Below are 18,187 nucleotides of genomic sequence, written 5' to 3' on the forward strand. Positions count from 1 at the left end.
GATTATGGATTACGCAATGGATCAAAACACAGGAACGGGTGCTAACATTAAGGTCATCGGAGTCGGTGGCGGTGGTGGCAATGCCGTTAACCGAATGATTGAAGACGGAGTGCAAGGGGTTGAATTTATCGCCGCAAACACCGATTTACAGGCCTTAGACGCTTCTAAAGCAGAAACAAAAATTAACTTAGGACCCAAACTGACCAAGGGACTAGGAGCCGGTTCGAACCCAGAGGTTGGAGCAAAGGCTGCCGAAGAAAGCCAAGAAGACATTACCAACGCCTTAAAGGGTGCTGACATGGTCTTTGTGACTGCCGGTATGGGTGGTGGAACTGGAAACGGGGCCGCTCCCATTATCGCAAAGATTGCGAAGCAAGCAGGGGCTTTGACGGTGGCCGTGGTTACCCGACCATTTACCTTTGAAGGGCCAGCCCGTTCTCATAACGCAAGCGAAGGATTAGCTGCTTTGAAGCAAAACGTTGACACAATGGTGGTCATTTCTAATAACCAAGTGCTTGAAATGGCCGACAAGAAAACGTCCTTCTTAGGAGCCTTACACGACGCCGATAACGTGTTGCGGCAAGGGGTGCAAGGAATTTCAGACTTGATTACACGTCCTGGATACGTGAACTTGGACTTTGCGGACGTGACGACCATTATGAAGGACAAGGGAACCGCTTTGATGGGCGTGGGCTCTGCTAGCGGTGAAAACCGAGCTCCCGAAGCCACCAAAAAGGCCATTAATTCGCCATTATTGGAGGTTTCCATTGATGGTGCTAAACAAGTGCTGTTGAACATTACTGGGGGACCTGATCTTGGAATTTTTGAAGCCCAGGATGCTGCAAATATCATTCGGGATGCTACTTCTGATGATACGAATATCATCTTTGGAACCTCAATTGATGAGGGCATGGGTGATGAAATTCGGGTTTCTGTGATTGCAACGGGTATCGATGATGACTCTAATGACATTACGGACGTCCAAAACATTCAAAGTGCTACTCGTTCGAGTGAAAACGTAGTTCACCCAGATCAGGGAAGCCAAGTAGTGCAACCGAATCCAAGTGCAACTCCGAACCCAGAAGCACAACAACAACGCGCAGAACCAGACCAACGGTTCCAAAACGTGGAAAAACAAGAATTTGAACCATTTAACGCTGGGAATCAATCAGATGATGACCAGCAAAACGATGACATTCCACCATTTAACTTTAAATACCGGAATCAATAATTAAAAAAAGGGGGAGTTAGACATGGCAAAGGGATTTTTTAACAGTTTGTTTGGCGTTGATGAGGAAGAAACCGTTGATAACTATCCTCAAGAGCCAGCAGCTACCACGCCGGCGGTCAAAAAGAACCCACGAAAGGTGCTCTCTATGAATGATAATCGGATTCCAGACAGTAAAATTAACATCGTCGAACCCCGAATTTTTGCAGATGCTAAAAACATCGCGAATAAATTAATCAACGGAGATGCGGTGCTAGTTCGAATGGAAAACGTTGACAGCACCACGATTCGACGGATTGTGGACTTTATTACAGGAACCCTCTACGCTATCGAAGGGAACTTGCAACAGATTGACGAAAAGGTCTACCTATGTACCCCCCAAAACTACGTGGTGAACGGGGACGTCAAGGGTCAGTTTTATGATCGGTCGGAGAAAAACTAATGGCCGGTTTAATTAATTTAATCGCAGTAACCTTGGATTATTTGATTGATATCTATAGTTACCTGATCGTGGCGTGGGCCTTACTAACTTGGTTACCAGGCGCAAGCCAGTCGAAACTGGGGCAGTTGATTAATCGCATTGTAGAGCCATTTATATCTTACTTTAACTTTGCTCGCATCGGCATGATTGGTTTTGGCCCGGTACTCGCAATCTTGGCGCTCTGGTTTATCAAAATTGGAATCAATGGGATCGCCAACTTCCTGATTGGGTTGGTGGGTTAACATGGGACTCTCTGAGAACGTTACGCAACATTTTCGTTCAAGTGAGCTACCGTTTCTCCGGCAGGCCAGTGACTGGATTGAGCAGGCGGCAACCGAGTATCGACCGATTCTAACCGAGTTTTTAAACGCGCGGGAACGTTATTTGCTAGAAACGTTGGTGAACCGCCAACCAGACTTGCGATTGCAAAGTAACGGAGGATATCCGCAAGCGGAAATGCAACGGGGGTTAGTCTTTCCCGATTATTTTACGCCGATGGATCAGGATTTTGAACTGGCCCTGTTAGAGATTAACTACCCGGAAAAGTTTGCCACTTTACAACACCGTCAGGTGCTTGGCTCCTTAATGGGGAGCGGGATTGAGCGCAATGTGCTTGGTGATATCATTAGCGATGGCAACCGGTGGCAATTAATTACGAAGCAAGAAATTGCCCCATTTTTGCGACAAACGGTGACGGAGATGGGACGAACTAAAGTCACGTTAGCACCCCAACCATTCACGAATTTGTTACAAGTGCAAGATAATGCTCAAGCGGTACACACGACGTTACCATCGTTACGACTGGACGTTGTGATTGCAACCCTCTTTCGGGTTTCGCGGGCAGTGGCAAAGGAACTTGTGACCCGAGGGAAGGTTCGATTAAACTGGTTTACCTACGAAAAACCAGATTACGAATTAGCCATTCACGACCTGGTATCTGTCCGGGGATTTGGTAGAATAAAATTAAACGAAAATGATGGCTTTTCCAAAAAAGGAAAAATTAAAGCAGAGTTTGATGTGATAAAAAATAAGTGATGGAGGCTTACCATGGTACTTTCTGCAGAAGACATTCACAACAAAAAATTTGGCACCAAGATGCGGGGTTACAACATTGACGAGGTTAATGATTTTTTGGAACAAATTACCAAAGATTATCAAATCTTGCACGATGACAATGCCTCGTTAAAGAAAGATTTAGACGAAGCAAAGCGCAAACTGAATCACTACGATGACTTAAACGGGTCATTGAGCCAGTCCATCTTGGTCGCCCAAGAAGCTGCTGACAACGTGAAAAAGGCGGCAGATGCCAGTGCAGAAAAGACCATGAAGGAAGCGCAAGACAAGGCCAACCAACTGCTGATGGAAGCAACGCACACGGCTCAAGATCAGGTCGCAGCCGGTAAGAAGCAAGCAGCTGTGATTGCCCTGAGTACCGACGATTTTCGCATGCAACTGCAACGATTCCAAAAGAAGATGGTGGCAATGTTGGAAAGTCAACTTCAGTATGCCAACAGCTCAGACTGGTCGGAATTACTAGAGGGCGCCGACTATCGCAACTTCCCGGAAATGAAGTCCTTAGTTGCAGGCCTTGACAATTCGGATCATGAGAGAGTAAACTCTGAAAGTAATCAACCACTGTCGTCTGACAAGTATGCGGAACCAACCGTCCGCTTCTACCCAGATGGACAGGTTGAAATTTTATAATAAAGACAGCAAGCCAGTCTGTAAATATCACAGCGAAACGGGGAGGGTGGAAGCCCGTTGGTCACTTTTAGATTGGTAGATCACTTTATGATTATCACGTTTATAACGAAAAATGAGAGGATTGTGCGCAATCCTGAATTTTGGGTGGTACCACGACGACTTCGTCCCGATTGAGACGGAGTTTTTTTGTACATTAAAGGAGGAAATGCGATGCGGATCAAAGACACCCTGAACCTGGGTAAGACCAAGTTCAAAATGCGCGGGAACCTACCGGTCAAAGAGCTCGAACGCGAGCAACTGTGGGAAACCAACCAACTGTACCAACAACGCCAACGCCTAAACGAAGGAAAGCCTGCGTTTGTGCTTCACGATGGGCCTCCCTATGCCAACGGTGACATTCACATGGGACACGCGATGAACAAGATTACCAAGGACTTCATCGTGCGTTACAAGTCTATGAACGGTTTTCGGGCTCCCTTTGTCCCCGGTTGGGATACCCACGGCTTACCAATTGAACAACAACTGAAAAAAGCCGGCTATGACCGTAAAAAGATGTCGACGAACGAATTTAGAAAGCTTTGTCATGACTATGCTTTAAAGCAGGTCGACCGGCAACGGACCGAATTTAAACGGCTCGGAGTTCAAGGGGATTGGGATCATCCCTACCTAACCCTCTTACCTGAATACGAAGCAGCTGAAGTACGAGTCTTTGGCAAGATGGCCGAAAAGGGATTGATTTACAAGGGTCTGAAACCCGTCATCTGGTCCTGGTCATCTGAATCAGCTCTCGCTGAAGCCGAAGTGGAATATCACGACGTTGAATCACCATCGGCTTTCTACGCCGAAAAAGTGGTTGATGGCAAAGGCGTCTTAGACAATGACAACACCTACATGGTGGTCTGGACGACGACCCCGTGGACGATTCCCGCTTCAGAAGGAATCACGGTGGCTCCAGACTTCGATTACGTCGTGGTGAAACATGACGACGATCAGAAACAATACGTCTTGGCGGCGGAATTATTAGATGCCGATGCTGAACTGTTTGGCTGGCATGACGTTCAAATCGTTAAACACGTCCAAGGGAAAGACTTAGACCGCGTTTTGGCCGAACATCCCTTCACACCGGACCGTAAGTTAGTCACAATGTTGGGTGACTTTGTAACCGCCGACGCCGGAACCGGACTGGTGCACACTGCGCCTGGTTACGGGGAAGATGACTACAACATCGGAAAGCAATACGACTTACCAATCTTTGCCCCCGTTGATAACAAGGGGTACCTGACCGAAGAAGCGGGTCCAGACTTTGCGGGGGTCTTCTACGAAGATGCGAACCAAATTGCCTTGGACAAGTTGAAGGAGCAAGGGCAGTTACTACACTACATGCCATACGAACACAGTTATCCGTTTGACTGGCGGACCAAGAAGCCGGTCATCTACCGGGCAACGCCCCAGTGGTTTGCTTCTGTAACGAAGATTCGGCAACAAATCCTGGATGCCATTGACACGGTTAGTTTCAATCCCGAGTGGGGACAACAACGGCTCCACAACATGATTCGGGACCGGGGCGACTGGGTCATTTCCCGGCAACGGGTTTGGGGTGTGCCACTCCCGATCTTCTATGCTGAAGACGGGACGGCCATCATGACGCCGGAAACAATCAACCACGTGGCCGACTTGTTTGCGAAGTATGGTTCCGACGTCTGGTTCGAACGCGATGCCAAGGACTTGTTACCAGCTGGCTTTACCAGTGAACACTCCCCGAATGGGGAATTCACCAAGGAAACCGACATCATGGATGTTTGGTTTGACTCTGGTTCCTCGCACCAAGGGGTCTTAGCCGAACGACCAGAATTAACTTACCCAGCTGATCTGTACCTCGAAGGTTCTGACCAGTACCGGGGTTGGTTCAACTCGAGTCTGATTACCAGTGTGGCTACGGCCGGCATTTCACCATACAAGAACTTGCTGTCGCAAGGCTTTACCTTAGACGGAAATGGTCACAAGATGAGCAAGTCGCTTGGAAACACGATTGCGCCTGCTGACGTTATCAAGCAGATGGGAGCAGACATCGTGCGGCTCTGGGTTACGAGTGTGGATACCTCGGCTGACGTTCGGGTTTCGATGGAAAACTTCAAGACGGTGGGAGACAGCTACAAGAAGATTCGGAACACGGTGCGGTACCTGTTAGCGAACACCAGTGACTTTGATCCCGAAACGAACGCGGTCGCTTACAACGACTTACCGTCCGTGGACCAATACATGGTAATTAAGTTAAACGACCTAATCCAGAATGTGAAGGACGCTTACGACCGGTATGATTTCATGACGATCAACAAGCAGTTAATGCACTTCATCACGGTTGATTTATCCGCCTTCTACCTGGACTTTGCTAAGGACATCTTGTACATCGATGCCGAAGACGGAGCCCGGCGGCGGGCCATGCAGACCGTGCTGTACCAAGCCTTAGTGGCCTTAACCAAGTTACTGACGCCCATCATTCCGCACACGACCGAAGAAATTTGGCAGTTCTGTCACGAACCAGAAGAATTCGTGCAGTTAGCCGAAATGCCAACGGTGACGCACTTTGACAACGAAGCAGAGATCCGGACGGAATGGGATCAATTCATGCAACTCCGCAAGGACGTCTTAAAGGCGATGGAAGATGCTCGCAATGACAAGATCATCGGAAAACCTTCCGAAGCCAAGTTAATCCTGTACGTAACGCCCCAGCTGAAGGATCTCTTAACCAAGTTAAATGTGGACTTGGCGCAAATTTTGATGGTTTCGCAACTGGAAATCAAACCAATTGAAGCCGCCGAAGACGATGTTTCGACCTTTGGTGACGACCTTGCCATTGAAGTGGAACACGCCGATGGCAAGACCTGTGAACGGTGCCGGTTGATTAAAACCGACGTTGGTAGTGATCCGGACTACCCAGGATTCTGTGCCCGGTGTGCTAAATTAGTCAGAGACCAGTTCCCCGAAACAGCAGAAACTGGCTTTGACGCCTAAGTAAATAAATTAAAAGTCGAGATGTTAGTCTCGGCTTTTGTTATGATGAGATTAGGACAGCTACACAGTAAAGGAGGCACCGCGATGGAAGGTAAGATTAAGCAGTATGATCGGAGTCGGGGATTTGGGTACCTAACCACGACTGACGGAGAAGAGATTTTTATGCACATCACGGGGATCATTGAGGGCAATCCGAAGCTAATTCAAGCCGGCGATCCGGTGGAATTCGTGATTTCCCCAGGGAAAAACGGACCTCAAGCAGCTAAGATTCGGCTCGCCCGGTAAAGACAACCCCGAATCGGAGTCAGGACAAGGAAAAGGTGGAGAAACGACATGGCAGACAAAGATTTGAAGGAAACCGAAATTAAGCGTGAACTGAAGTACGACGGCGAAATTATCCGGGTAGAACAGGAAACGGTGCGTCTGGCGAACGGTGAAACCGCGCACCGGGACGTGGTGCACCATGCTCCCGCAGTCGGAATGTTGGTTATCACAGCGGATGACAAGATTGTGTTGGAAAAGCAGTGGCGCGAACCAGCCAAGGCGGTTTTAGTGGAAATTCCTGCTGGAAAGCTCGACGACCGCGATCAAGGTAATGAAATTCACGCCGTTCAACGGGAACTGAACGAAGAGATTCGCTACCATGCCGACCGGATTGAACCGTTGTACTCGTTCTATTCGTCCTGTGGGTTTACCGACGAATACATGTACCTCTACCTCGTCACTGATTTGACGCCGGTCACCGACCAGCTACCGCGCGATGACGGTGAGTTTTTGGAAATTGGCGAGTACAGCTTACAAGAAGCGCACGCAATGGTTCAAGACGGGACCATCAAGGACGCCAAAACGATTATGGCAATTCAAGCCTGGGAATTAATGAAAAAGTAGGGTAACAAGATGGATGAGAGACAACGAACGACCGGGGATCAGGAACCAGAAATGACCCGGCAGGCGTTTCGTCGCCAGCAGCAACAAACCCGGCGGAACCGCTTCGGGCGTCAACCAGATCAAGACGAACCGCGGGACCCGCAGGGGCTAGGGCGGAGTACTTCGGATCAGGACCCAGAATCCCGGCACCGCCGCTTCGCGCATAAACTGGATTTTGTGATTATCATCTTGGTGATCCTAATCATTGCGGTGCTTTGCGTGATGCGCTTTGTGGACTAAACTAACTAATAATGGAGTAGAAATTAATGAAAACGTTTGGAATTATTTGTGCAATGGACGAAGAAATCAAGGAACTCAAGGAGTCCCTAGAAAACGAACAGACCACCACGGTCGGGGCGGTGGACTTTTACACCGGTGAGATTAGTGGGCAACGGGTGATCCTCGTAAAATCCGGCATTGGAAAAGTCGAAGCCGGGATCACGGCCGCTTTACTGATGACGAATTTTTCAGTCGACGTCCTGATTCACTCAGGCGCTGCCGCTGGAATCGGAAAGGGACTACAGGTCGGAGACATTGTAATTTCAACCGAAACGGCGTACCACGACGTGGACTGTACCGCGGACGGCGAGGTCTACGGACAGCTACCGAACCAACCCGCTCGCTTCCCGGCTTCTAAGACCTGGGGCGACCGGATTGCCACTGCTTCAGCTGATCAAGGCCTGAACGTGCACCATGGGTTGATTGTGACTGGCGACCAATTTATTGCCGGAAAAGACATGATTGCGACCATCTTGAAGCACTTCCCGGATGCCTTAGCCGGAGAAATGGAAGGAGCCGCGGTTGGTCAGGTTGCCCACCAGTTTGACGTTCCGTACGTGGTGGTCAGAGCGATGTCTGATACCGGTGACGAAAACGCCAGCCAGAGCTTTGAAGAGTTTGTAGTCGCTGCTGGGCGGCAATCGGCTGAAATGTTACTCCGGTTGTTTGCCAACGCGAACGTCGCGTAAGGGGGAGTGGGCGATGAGCGAAATTTATTTAGATCACGCGGCGACGACGCCGATTTCTGCGCCCGTTCTCGCCGAACTAACGAAACAATACCAAAAGACGTTTGGTAATCCGTCAACGCTGTATCAACTGGGACGGGCTGCTAACCAGGTGTTGGAAGCTAGTAGGCACGTAATGGCTGCCAGCATCAACGCTCAGGATAGCGAGATTGTCTTTACCAGTGGCGGCACCGAAAGCGACAACACCGCCATCATTCGAACGGCGGAAGCGCGGCAAGATCTGGGGAAGCACTTGATTACCACAGCGATTGAACACGAAGCGGTTTTAAAACCGATGCACTACCTGGAACAACACGGCTACCGGGTAACCTATCTTCCCGTTGACGAACACGGAACGATTCGGATGGCCGACTTGGAAGCCGCGCTTGACGATGAAACCACGTTAGTCTCAATCATGAGTGTCAATAACGAAGTCGGCAGTATGATGCCAATCCATGAGATTGGGGAATTACTCCAAGATCACCAAGCCTGGTTCCACACGGATGCCGTGCAGGCTTATGGCTTAGAAGATATCGACGTGGAACGCGACCACATTGACTTGCTGTCGACGTCCGCGCACAAACTGTACGGACCCAAATTACTGGGCTTCCTCTACCGACGAGCTGACCTGAAGTTTCCGAGTTACATCATGGGCGGCGACCAGGAAGACAAGCGCCGGGCTGGAACCCAGAACGTGCCGGCAATTGCGGGCTTTGCGACGGCGGTTCAACAACTGCCGAGTGCCAAGAAGCAGGAGCTGCGGGAGCGGTTCCGTGGTTTTCGCGACCAAATCCTGACCAGGTTTGCTGATCAGGAGATTACGGTCTATGTCAACGGACCCGAAGCGGGGGCGGGATCACCCCACGTCCTGAATCTCTGGTTCCCCGGGACGTCAACCTATGTCTTACAAAACAATCTTGATCTCGATGGCATCGCGGTTTCGGGTGGTTCTGCCTGCACCGCCGGGAATCTGGAACCATCGCACGTTTTAACCGCGATGTTTGGCAAAGACAGTCCGCGGTTGAACGAATCAATCCGGGTGAGCTTTGGAAAGTACACGACGGCCGCTGAGATTGACCAGTTCGTAACGACAACCAGTAAGATTATTCATAGACTAGCAGAACGGAGGCGCCACTAATGTCATTTGCAGATCAAGTCCACTTAGACGGAGACAGCGCCACCTACCGGGTTAATCCGGCGGTCAAACGCTACACGCTGAGTGATTTAAACTTTAAACAGACCAAGCTGGGCAACTACGAGTTAACCCAGTCGCTAAATCCGATGAACCCGAAGGCGAACGTGCAGGTTAAACTAAGCATTAACGCCGACTTAACCCAGTTGAAGCTGGCCATTTTGACTGGTTCGGGACTCAAAACAGTCGACATCTTTACGGGCGATCAGTTTGCCGAAGAACGCGAACAGTACCAATTCCTGATGCAAAATTTGGTGATTCGGCAGGTCTTAACTAAAAACTAGCCGGGTGTGCCGAACGCTTGCCAAGCCCAGTTTGGATAGCGTATCATTATTAGTACTGGAATTACGACCTTCAATCGTAGATTCTAAATCTATTAGGATGATGGTGATATTATGCAAGATAACAGTCAAACTCGGGTCGTCGTCGGCATGAGCGGTGGCGTGGACTCTTCGGTCGCAGCGTACCTTTTGAAACAGCAGGGTTATGACGTGGTCGGAGTTTTCATGAAAAACTGGGACGATACCGATGAAAACGGAGTTTGTACCGCGACGGAAGACTTTAAGGACGTGGCTCACGTGGCCAACCAACTGGGGATTCCATACTACTCCGTGAACTTTGAAAAGGAATACTGGGACCGGGTCTTTAAGTACTTCTTAGCTGAATACAAACGGGGTCGGACGCCGAACCCGGACGTGATTTGTAACACGGAAATTAAGTACAAGGCTTTCTTGGAGTACGCAATGGATCTGGGAGCGGACTACATCGCCATGGGTCACTATGCCCAACTGAAACGGGATGAAAATGGCAAGAACCACTTGATTCGGTCGACCGACCTCAACAAGGACCAAACCTACTTCTTGAGTCAGTTGTCAGCGGACCAATTAGACCGGGTAATGTTCCCAGTTGGAGGCATGACCAAGCCCGAAGTCCGGCAAATTGCGCACGACGCGAACCTCTACGTGGCGGACAAGAAGGACTCGATGGGGGTTTGTTTCATTGGACCCAATAACTTTGATAACTTCTTGAGTCAATACTTACCGGCGCAACCAGGAAAGATGATGACGCTCGATGGTGAAGTTAAGGGTGAGCACTCCGGCTTGATGTACTACACGATTGGGCAACGCCGTGGTCTTGGAATTGGAGGCGACGGTCAGGACAACCGGCCGTGGTTTGTGATTGGGAAGGACCTCGAAAAGAACGTCCTCTACGTGGGCAAGGGCTACGAAAACCCATACCTGTATGCTGACTACCTGACGGCCTCGGATCTTTCGTTTGTGGACGGCAACACCCGTGGACAAACTTTCCACTGTACCGCGAAGTTCCGGTACCGACAAAAAGATGTCGCCGTGACGGTTCAGATTGACGATGATCAAAACCACGTCAAGGTTACCTTTGAGGAACCCGCTCGCGCCGTTACTCCCGGTCAAGCCGTCGTCTTTTACGACGGAGCTGAGTGTCTTGGGGTAGCAACCATTGATGCTGCTTATAAAAATGAAGAGAAATTACAATATGTTTAAGAAAGCGTTAATTCGCGTTTAATCCCTTTATTTTGCGCTAAGAACGTGGGACAATATTCACACTAGGAAGGGAGGAATGAACCCGATGGCTCGAGAAAAAGATACCACTGAATACAAGAGCGTCACGATGCGAATTCCGCAAGATCTTTACGACGATTACAAAAAAGTCCTTGAGAAAAAGGGTGCCATTGTGACCTATGACATTCGTAACTATATGCGTGCCGTAGTTGCGAAGGATAAAGAAGAAAATTAAATATTATAATATTTTAAAACCCTACTGATAAAATTACACTTTTATCAGTAGGGTTTTAAAATATATAAATTCATTATATTATTTAATTAGCTATTAAAAATCATTTCATATAGAAAGCGCTTATTTTATGGAGATAATTGCATTTATATTGTTTATTTTAATTTTTTTGATTATTTTTTATATTTTAAAATATGATATTTTTGATTATTTCTTTAATGCTTTTTATTATAAGCATGCAACTAGAATGTCAGAACTTTCTAATTCATGTTTGATAAATATATGTGGAATTATTTTGACTGTTTTATTGTTTTTTGGGGGGGTTTGTTCAACATTTATTTTTTTAGGAATAATTAACTATATATCTTCTATTAATTCTCAATTTTATAAATTTATTAATGAGAACAGTATTTATTCTTTTTCTATTTTAATTTTTTTAACTATTTTTCCTCTATTTTTTTTATATTGGAAACTATTAGAATATCTTATAAATAAAAATAACATTAATAAGTACAATAAAAATAACATTGAATCAATACTAGATCTTTCAAAAAATTTGAGCCAAGCTACGTGGTTTTTAATAAGTGGAATATTTCTTTTAATAAAGAATCTTAATGTTAAAAATATTGATGATTCATCTTACGTTTTACTCCTTTTTTTAATTCCATTGCTTTTTGTTCAAATATTTTTTAATTCTAATTTTAAGAATAAATTTTAAGAATAAATGTATAAGTCATTAGAATATATTTAGTAAATATTTTATGTAGACACCTTAAATAAAATTTTTATAAAAATGCCATCTTAATTATTTCGAATGGTCCCAAAACTCAATGTTAGATCAGTAATTCTGAAATTTTAACGTCCGATTACTAACTTACTCTTTTGCGTCTCCCCCTTGAAACTGGCATAATAGCAGTAGATTATAAACGAGGATGAAGACCATGAAATTATACTTTGTGCGCCACGGAAAAACCGAATGGAACCTAGAGAGTCGCTACCAGGGAGCCGGTGGAGACTCCGAATTACTGCCAGAAAGCTATCAGGAAATGAAGCTGGTGGGGAATTATCTAAAAGATATTCCCTTTGCGCACGTGTACGCCAGCCCGATTAAGCGCGCTCGGATTACGGCTGCGGTGATTAATGATGAACTGCGGCATCCGATGTCGTTGAGTTTGGATAATCGCCTCGAAGAGTTTCGGCTTGGTAAATTTGAAGGCATGAAGTTTACGGACGCGGAAGCCCAATATCCAGAGACCTTTAACGATTTTCGCAATCATCCGGACCAGTACGATCCGACTCCAATTGGGGGAGAATCGTTTCTAGATTTAATTAAGCGGATGCGAAGCAAGATTAGTGAGATTACTGCTAATTTTAATGGTGATGACGAGATTTTAATTGTCAGTCACGGAGCCGCCTTGAACGCTTTGATTAACTCGTTACTGGGCATTCCATTAAAAGATTTACGAAAACGGGGTGGCTTGGCAAATACCAGTACCACGATTTTAGAAACCAACGACCATGGTCAGAGTTTTAAATTACTGGATTGGAACGACACCAGCTACTTGGAGCACCCGGTGCGGGATTCAGATTTAGTGTAGGAGGAGCACAATGGCAGAACATTCAGACGCAGAAGCAGACGAAAAACAGGAGCGGGCCGCCGCCACGTTGCACCAATTAATTACAGACATTGATGAACATCCTAACGACTACCGGCCCTACTACGACCTCAGTGCCTTTTTGATTGAACTCAAGAGTTACACGCAGGCCGAAGAACTATTGATGAAGGCCCTCGGTTTATTTGCGGACCGGAGTCAAAAGGCGAAGAACACGTTGACCTATGGACTGGGGAACGTCTACTACGCGGCTGGGGAATTTACGAAGGCGATTCAACAATTTCAACAGGTCAAGGACCCCGTTTTGAAGCAGGATGCGTACATTATGTTAGGGCAAAGTTACTATGGCGAAAAGAACTACGGAAAGGCGTTGGCCTTTTTGATTACCGCCCACGACAAAGCTAAGCAGGACCCCGAACTGAATCGTTTAATTGGTGATTGTTTACTGGCGAGTGGCGACTTAAATTCTGCCGCTGATTTTTACCAGCAGACGCTAAACGCTAATCCAGACGATGCGGCCGCTCACTTTAACTTGGGTGTGATTGAACTAAGTAACGGACATCGGGATCAAGCGGAACCCGAGTTTGAAAAGTCCCGCCAGCTGGATGAAAAGTACTTTATGACCCATCGGGAACGCATTGCAGACATTGAAAAAGTACTGCGCAAGCAGCAAAAGGAGTAGAGGCCGGTGGTACAGTCAATTAGTCTTTTTGACGACCCAACTGCAGAACAACCAGAAACCGCGCAACTAACGGGAAAAGTGGCGACCACTTTTTTTGAAGGCAACGACAGTTTTTACAAGGTCTTGCTGGTCCAGGTGGAGGAGCATAACTTTGAGTGGAATGAATCAGAAATTGTGGTGACCGGGAACTTCGCGGAAATTAACGATGAACTTAGTTACCGCTTTTTTGGTCGGGTTGTAGACCACCCGAAGTACGGCAAGCAGTTTCAGGCCACCAATTACGAACGGGTGGCGCAGACGTCCAAAGCAGGATTGGTGAAGTATCTTTCGGGAAGTGACTTTCCGGGAATTGGTCCCAAGACGGCGGAAAAGGTCGTGGATCAACTCGGAACGGATCTGATTCCAAAGATTTTAAAGGATCCGAAAGCACTGAACGGTCTCAGATTGAAGCCGAAGCAACGGGATGTGATCACGCAGGGACTCCAGAAGAATAATGGAGCTGAACAGGTCATCGTTGGGTTAAACAGTTATGGCTTTGGAAGTTCACTGGCTGCTGCTATTTTTAAAAAGTACCGCGGACAAGCGCTCGAAGTGATTGAAAATGATCCGTACCGACTGGTCGAAGACGTGCAAAACATTAGTTTTAAGCGGGCGGATCAGATTGCGAATAAAGTCGGGATTGATTATAACAATCCGGGGCGGCTTCGTGCGGGACTGTTAACCACGTTGGACCGGTTATCAATCAGTAGTGGAAACACCTACTCGACAACCAAAGAAGTGATGAACGCCAGCTTCCAGATTTTGGATACCGATCCGAACCAGCAGATTGATGATGCCAAGCTGGCGGATGCCCTGAAACAATTGGTCAAGGATGGTAAAGTTCAGGTTGATCAAGATCGGATTTACTTGAAGACGCTCTTTCAAGACGAGTGGCAGATTGCCGAAAACGTTCATCGGATTTTACAGGCCGATGCGACGGAACCAGATAACGTCCAGAAGTTAATTAAGCAGGTCGAAAAAACGGCTCGGATTCATTACGACGAGTCACAGGTCCAGGCGATTCAAGCTGCTCTAACCGAACCGCTGTTTATCCTAACCGGAGGACCCGGAACCGGGAAAACCACCATCATCAACGGAATCGTGCAGGCCTATGCTGAAGCGCACGATTTATCACTCGATCCACGCGATTACAAGGGGGAAGATGATCCGTATCCCGTGTTGCTAGCTGCACCTACTGGACGGGCGGCGAAGAAAATGGGAGATGCGACGGATTTACCCGCCAGCACGATTCATCGCTTGCTGGGACTGAATGGCGACGACGATGAGGCAGAGGCCGGCAATGCTCTAGACGGGCGGCTGCTGATTATTGACGAAATGTCAATGGTGGATACAGAACTCTTTACGAAGTTACTCCGGGCGGTACCGACGGGAATGAAAGTGATTCTGGTGGGTGACCAGGACCAGTTGCCATCGGTGGGACCAGGCCAGGTCTTTTCAGATTTGATTCGGTCAGATTTAATTCCGACGATGAAGTTGAACCAGATTCACCGGCAGAGTGCCGATTCGACCATCATTGAACTGGCGCATCATCTCAAGGATGGTGTGTTACCTGATGATTTGCTGGCCCGGGAACCGGATCGCAGTTTCATTCGGTGCACGGTCCATCAGGTAGTGCCGGTACTCGAACAAATTATTACGAAAGCAAAAGAAAAGGGCTTTCAAGCGACTGATATCCAGGTTTTAGCTCCGATGTATCGGGGAGAAGTCGGAATTGACCACTTGAATCAAGCCGTTCAGGCGATTTTTAATCCCCCCAGTCCAGACCGAAAACAGGTGGAAACGGCCCGGGTTAGTCTGCGGATTGGCGATAAGGTCTTGCAACTAGTGAATGATCCGGAGAATAACGTTTTTAACGGGGACATGGGCAAGATTGTCGGGATTGAACAGGACCAAGATGGCAAGCAGTATCTGGATAAGCTGACAGTCGCCTTTGATCAAACTGAAGTGACGTACGTGCGCAAGGATTGGAATCAACTGACGCTGGCTTACTGTACCTCAATTCACAAGGCGCAGGGAAGTGAGTTTCCGATGGTGATTTTGCCGGTGGTCGCTCCGTATCGGCGGATGTTAGACCGGAACCTGCTCTATACCGCCGTAACGCGAGCCGCCAGCAAGTTAGTGATGGTTGGGGATGCCTCGGTCTTTGCCGAAGCATTGGAACGCGAGGCGAGTCGGCGCAAGACCGGGTTGCCAGATCGACTGCGCTCGGCGTTTAACGTCGATCAGGCTGACGCTGAATCCGTAGATGCAACGGAAACGACGGCAGCTGAAGGATTAGCCACGCCTGAAACGACCATTTTAACGATGCAGGCGATTGAACGGGAAGCCATTGATCCCATGATTGGGATGGAAGGCGTCACCCCTCATGATTTCATGGGTGCTAAACTTGAGTAAGTTGATTATAATTAAAGGTGAAGTCAATTTCTAAATTTGGAAAGGAACCAGCATTGTGACTACAAAACCACAGCCAGTTATTTTTGCCTTAAATTCCAACCGTCCGCTTGCCGAAAAGATTGCGCAAGTTAGTGGAATGCCGATCGGCAAGGCGACCATCAACCATTTTAGTGATGGCGAAATTAAAATTTCCATCGACGAGAGTGTCCGGGGCAAGGACGTCTACATTATTCAGTCGTTATCTAATCCCGTGAACACAAACTTCATGGAACTGATGATCATGATCGATGCCGTGCGGCGAACGAGTGCCCACACGATTAACGTGGTGATTCCGTACTACGGTTACTCGCGTTCAGATCGCAAAGCCCGCTCTAGAGAACCAATTACCGCTAAGTTGTTAGCCTCCATTTTACAGGCCAGTGGCATTAATCGGGTCATTACGCTTGATTTACACGCCGCTCAGATTCAGGGCTTCTTTGACATTCCCGTGGATCACTTGCTCCCTAGTCGCCTGATTAGTGATTATTTACATGACCAGCATTTAGATGAAAATGCCGTAGTAGTGGCACCTGATCATAACGGAGTGGCGCGGGCCCGCGTGGTTGCGGATCTATTGGACCTCCCAATTGCCATCGTGGACAACCGGGAACCAGATTCTTCCAATCACATTCCAGATTCTGTGATTGGATCGGTAGACGGAAAGAACGCGATTGTGATTGATGATTTGATTGTCACAGGGCGTAAAATGAAGGTTTCAGCGGAAGCTTTGAAGAAGGCCGGAGCTAACGACGTAATTGCGGTGGCGACCCACCCTGTGTTTGCAGATCGGATGCCGGTAGATTTGAGCGATCCCAACGTCTCGAAGGTCATCGTAACGGATTCAATTGTGATTCCTAATGCCGACCAACTGTCGAAGTTAACGGTGATCTCGGTTGGGGAATTGCTGGGGAATGCGTTAAAATTGATTCAGGAACACAAATCCACTCATCGTTTATTTAGAGGAGGAACTACGGATGGTATATAAAGCAAACGAACAACGTTATGACAACATGAAGGTCCGTCGGGCCGGTAATTCAGGTTTACAACTGCCTGCTTTGTCATTTGGAACGTGGCACAGTTTTGGTGACGATGCTAACTTCCAAGACAGTGAAAAGATTATGTTGGCCGCTTTTGACCGCGGGATTTTCAGCTTTGACTTAGCTAACAACTATGGTCCTGGTTCTGGGGCCGCTGAAAGAATGTTTGGTCAAGTATACCGGCGTGATTTAAAGCCGTACCGGGATGAATTAATTATTACGACCAAGGCGGGTTTCCACATGTGGCCCGGAGTTTACGGTAACTTTTCTTCGAAAAAGACGTTAGTAGCTGCTTTAGACCGCAGTTTACAACGGATGGGCTTGGATTACGTGGATATTTACTACAGCCACCGGTTTGATCCGAACACCCGCTTAGAAGAAACGGCCGAAGCCTTAGACAGCTTAGTTAGAGCTGGAAAGGCCCTCTACATCGGGATTTCTAACTATGATGGTCCCCAAACTGCTAAAATGATTCAACTGTTTAAGGAACTGCACACCCCATTTGTGGTGAACCAAAGTTCTTACAACATGTTGAACCGCGATCCCGAAAACGACGGAACTTTACAAACGTTGGCTGATCACCACGACGGATTAGTGGCTTATGGACCACTGGCCGAAGGATTACTGACGGACAAGTACCTGAACGGGATTCCCGATGACATTCACCTGCACTTTACGAACAGCTTTATCCTGGATAAAGGGGAAGCTGCAGCTGTAAAGAAGTTGAACCAGTTGAACGATTTAGCCAAGAACCGGAACCAAACGTTAGCCCAAATGGCCACTGCCTGGTTATTGCATGACCCAACGGTAACGAGTGTGGTTACGGGTGCTTCCAAGGTAGAACACTTAGAAGACAACTTGAAGGCCTTGGATAACTTGGACTTCACGACTGATGAATTGGCTGAAATTGACCGGATTGTTAAAGACTAATTAGATTTAGAACGCCTAGACTGAGCGCGTGCTTGGTACGGGCGTTTTTGTTTGGATCAAAAAAGAGGCTTGAATCTGAGGTGTACCCCATAAGTTAAAGTAAATATTTGTCGC

The 18,187-nt window shown here is 47.6% G+C and carries 19 protein-coding genes; all 19 read left to right on the top strand.

What is annotated here, in order from left to right; translation table 11 throughout:
• Nucleotides 1-4: 4 nt before the first annotated feature.
• The 19 genes from ftsZ to M3M39_RS03910 all read left to right on the top strand — a co-directional run bounded on the left by ftsZ (nucleotide 5) and on the right by M3M39_RS03910 (nucleotide 18,073).
• Complete coding sequence (gene ftsZ, locus M3M39_RS03820) at nucleotides 5-1,231, top strand: cell division protein FtsZ (protein WP_252796555.1); 1,227 nt, start codon at nucleotides 5-7, stop codon at nucleotides 1,229-1,231.
• Nucleotides 1,232-1,253: 22 nt separating this feature from the next.
• Entirely contained in the window at nucleotides 1,254-1,670 is a 417-nt protein-coding gene (locus M3M39_RS03825; protein WP_252796556.1) for a cell division protein SepF, read from the top strand.
• Nucleotides 1,670-1,951 carry a YggT family protein gene (locus M3M39_RS03830; protein WP_252796557.1) on the top strand — a complete coding sequence of 94 codons (282 nt, stop codon included), beginning with the start codon at nucleotides 1,670-1,672 and terminating at the stop codon, nucleotides 1,949-1,951. The genes M3M39_RS03825 and M3M39_RS03830 overlap by 1 nt, the downstream gene beginning before the upstream one ends.
• Before the next feature lies 1 nt (nucleotide 1,952).
• Nucleotides 1,953-2,744: a YlmH family RNA-binding protein gene (locus M3M39_RS03835; protein WP_252796558.1), complete on the top strand. Its 792-nt coding sequence runs from the start codon at nucleotides 1,953-1,955 to the stop codon at nucleotides 2,742-2,744.
• A 12-nt stretch (nucleotides 2,745-2,756) separates the two neighbouring features.
• The gene (locus tag M3M39_RS03840) at nucleotides 2,757-3,413 is read left to right on the top strand and encodes a DivIVA domain-containing protein (RefSeq protein ID WP_252796559.1); all 657 of its coding nucleotides are present in this window, start codon (nucleotides 2,757-2,759) and stop codon (nucleotides 3,411-3,413) included.
• A 210-nt stretch (nucleotides 3,414-3,623) separates the two neighbouring features.
• A complete protein-coding gene (gene ileS / locus M3M39_RS03845; RefSeq protein WP_252796560.1) occupies nucleotides 3,624-6,425 on the top strand; it encodes an isoleucine--tRNA ligase in 2,802 nt (933 codons plus the stop codon).
• 84 nt (nucleotides 6,426-6,509) lie between these two features.
• Nucleotides 6,510-6,710, top strand: coding sequence for a cold-shock protein (locus M3M39_RS03850; protein ID WP_252796561.1), 201 nt, complete (start codon nucleotides 6,510-6,512; stop codon nucleotides 6,708-6,710).
• A 48-nt stretch (nucleotides 6,711-6,758) separates the two neighbouring features.
• Entirely contained in the window at nucleotides 6,759-7,313 is a 555-nt protein-coding gene (locus M3M39_RS03855) for an NUDIX hydrolase (protein WP_252796562.1), read from the top strand.
• A gap of 9 nt (nucleotides 7,314-7,322) precedes the next feature.
• Entirely contained in the window at nucleotides 7,323-7,592 is a 270-nt protein-coding gene (locus M3M39_RS03860) for a hypothetical protein (protein ID WP_252796563.1), read from the top strand.
• 26 nt (nucleotides 7,593-7,618) lie between these two features.
• Nucleotides 7,619-8,320 carry a 5'-methylthioadenosine/adenosylhomocysteine nucleosidase gene (locus tag M3M39_RS03865; protein WP_252796564.1) on the top strand — a complete coding sequence of 234 codons (702 nt, stop codon included), beginning with the start codon at nucleotides 7,619-7,621 and terminating at the stop codon, nucleotides 8,318-8,320.
• A gap of 13 nt (nucleotides 8,321-8,333) precedes the next feature.
• Nucleotides 8,334-9,494, top strand: a complete 1,161-nt coding sequence (locus tag M3M39_RS03870; protein WP_252796565.1) for a cysteine desulfurase family protein — start codon at nucleotides 8,334-8,336, stop codon at nucleotides 9,492-9,494.
• On the top strand, nucleotides 9,494-9,832 hold the full coding sequence (locus M3M39_RS03875) for a DUF1831 domain-containing protein (RefSeq protein WP_252796566.1): 339 nt from the start codon (nucleotides 9,494-9,496) through the stop codon (nucleotides 9,830-9,832). The genes M3M39_RS03870 and M3M39_RS03875 overlap by 1 nt, the downstream gene beginning before the upstream one ends.
• 111 nt (nucleotides 9,833-9,943) lie before the next feature.
• Nucleotides 9,944-11,068, top strand: coding sequence for a tRNA 2-thiouridine(34) synthase MnmA (mnmA, locus tag M3M39_RS03880; protein WP_252796567.1), 1,125 nt, complete (start codon nucleotides 9,944-9,946; stop codon nucleotides 11,066-11,068).
• 85 nt (nucleotides 11,069-11,153) lie between these two features.
• Nucleotides 11,154-11,321, top strand: coding sequence for a transcriptional regulator (locus M3M39_RS03885; RefSeq protein ID WP_252796568.1), 168 nt, complete (start codon nucleotides 11,154-11,156; stop codon nucleotides 11,319-11,321).
• Nucleotides 11,322-12,259: 938 nt separating this feature from the next.
• On the top strand, nucleotides 12,260-12,916 hold the full coding sequence (locus M3M39_RS03890; RefSeq protein WP_252796569.1) for a histidine phosphatase family protein: 657 nt from the start codon (nucleotides 12,260-12,262) through the stop codon (nucleotides 12,914-12,916).
• Nucleotides 12,917-12,926: 10 nt separating this feature from the next.
• Complete coding sequence (locus tag M3M39_RS03895) at nucleotides 12,927-13,613, top strand: tetratricopeptide repeat protein (RefSeq protein WP_252796570.1); 687 nt, start codon at nucleotides 12,927-12,929, stop codon at nucleotides 13,611-13,613.
• A 6-nt stretch (nucleotides 13,614-13,619) separates the two neighbouring features.
• A complete protein-coding gene (gene recD2, locus M3M39_RS03900) occupies nucleotides 13,620-16,067 on the top strand; it encodes an SF1B family DNA helicase RecD2 (RefSeq protein WP_252796571.1) in 2,448 nt (815 codons plus the stop codon).
• Nucleotides 16,068-16,119: 52 nt separating this feature from the next.
• Nucleotides 16,120-17,091, top strand: a complete 972-nt coding sequence (locus M3M39_RS03905; protein WP_420843007.1) for a ribose-phosphate diphosphokinase — start codon at nucleotides 16,120-16,122, stop codon at nucleotides 17,089-17,091.
• A complete protein-coding gene (locus M3M39_RS03910; protein WP_252796573.1) occupies nucleotides 17,081-18,073 on the top strand; it encodes an aldo/keto reductase in 993 nt (330 codons plus the stop codon). Before M3M39_RS03905 ends, M3M39_RS03910 begins: the two co-directional genes overlap by 11 nt.
• Nucleotides 18,074-18,187: the final 114 nt, after the last annotated feature.

The organism is Fructilactobacillus hinvesii, assembly GCF_024029435.1.
GTDB classification, from domain to species: domain Bacteria; phylum Bacillota; class Bacilli; order Lactobacillales; family Lactobacillaceae; genus Fructilactobacillus; species Fructilactobacillus hinvesii.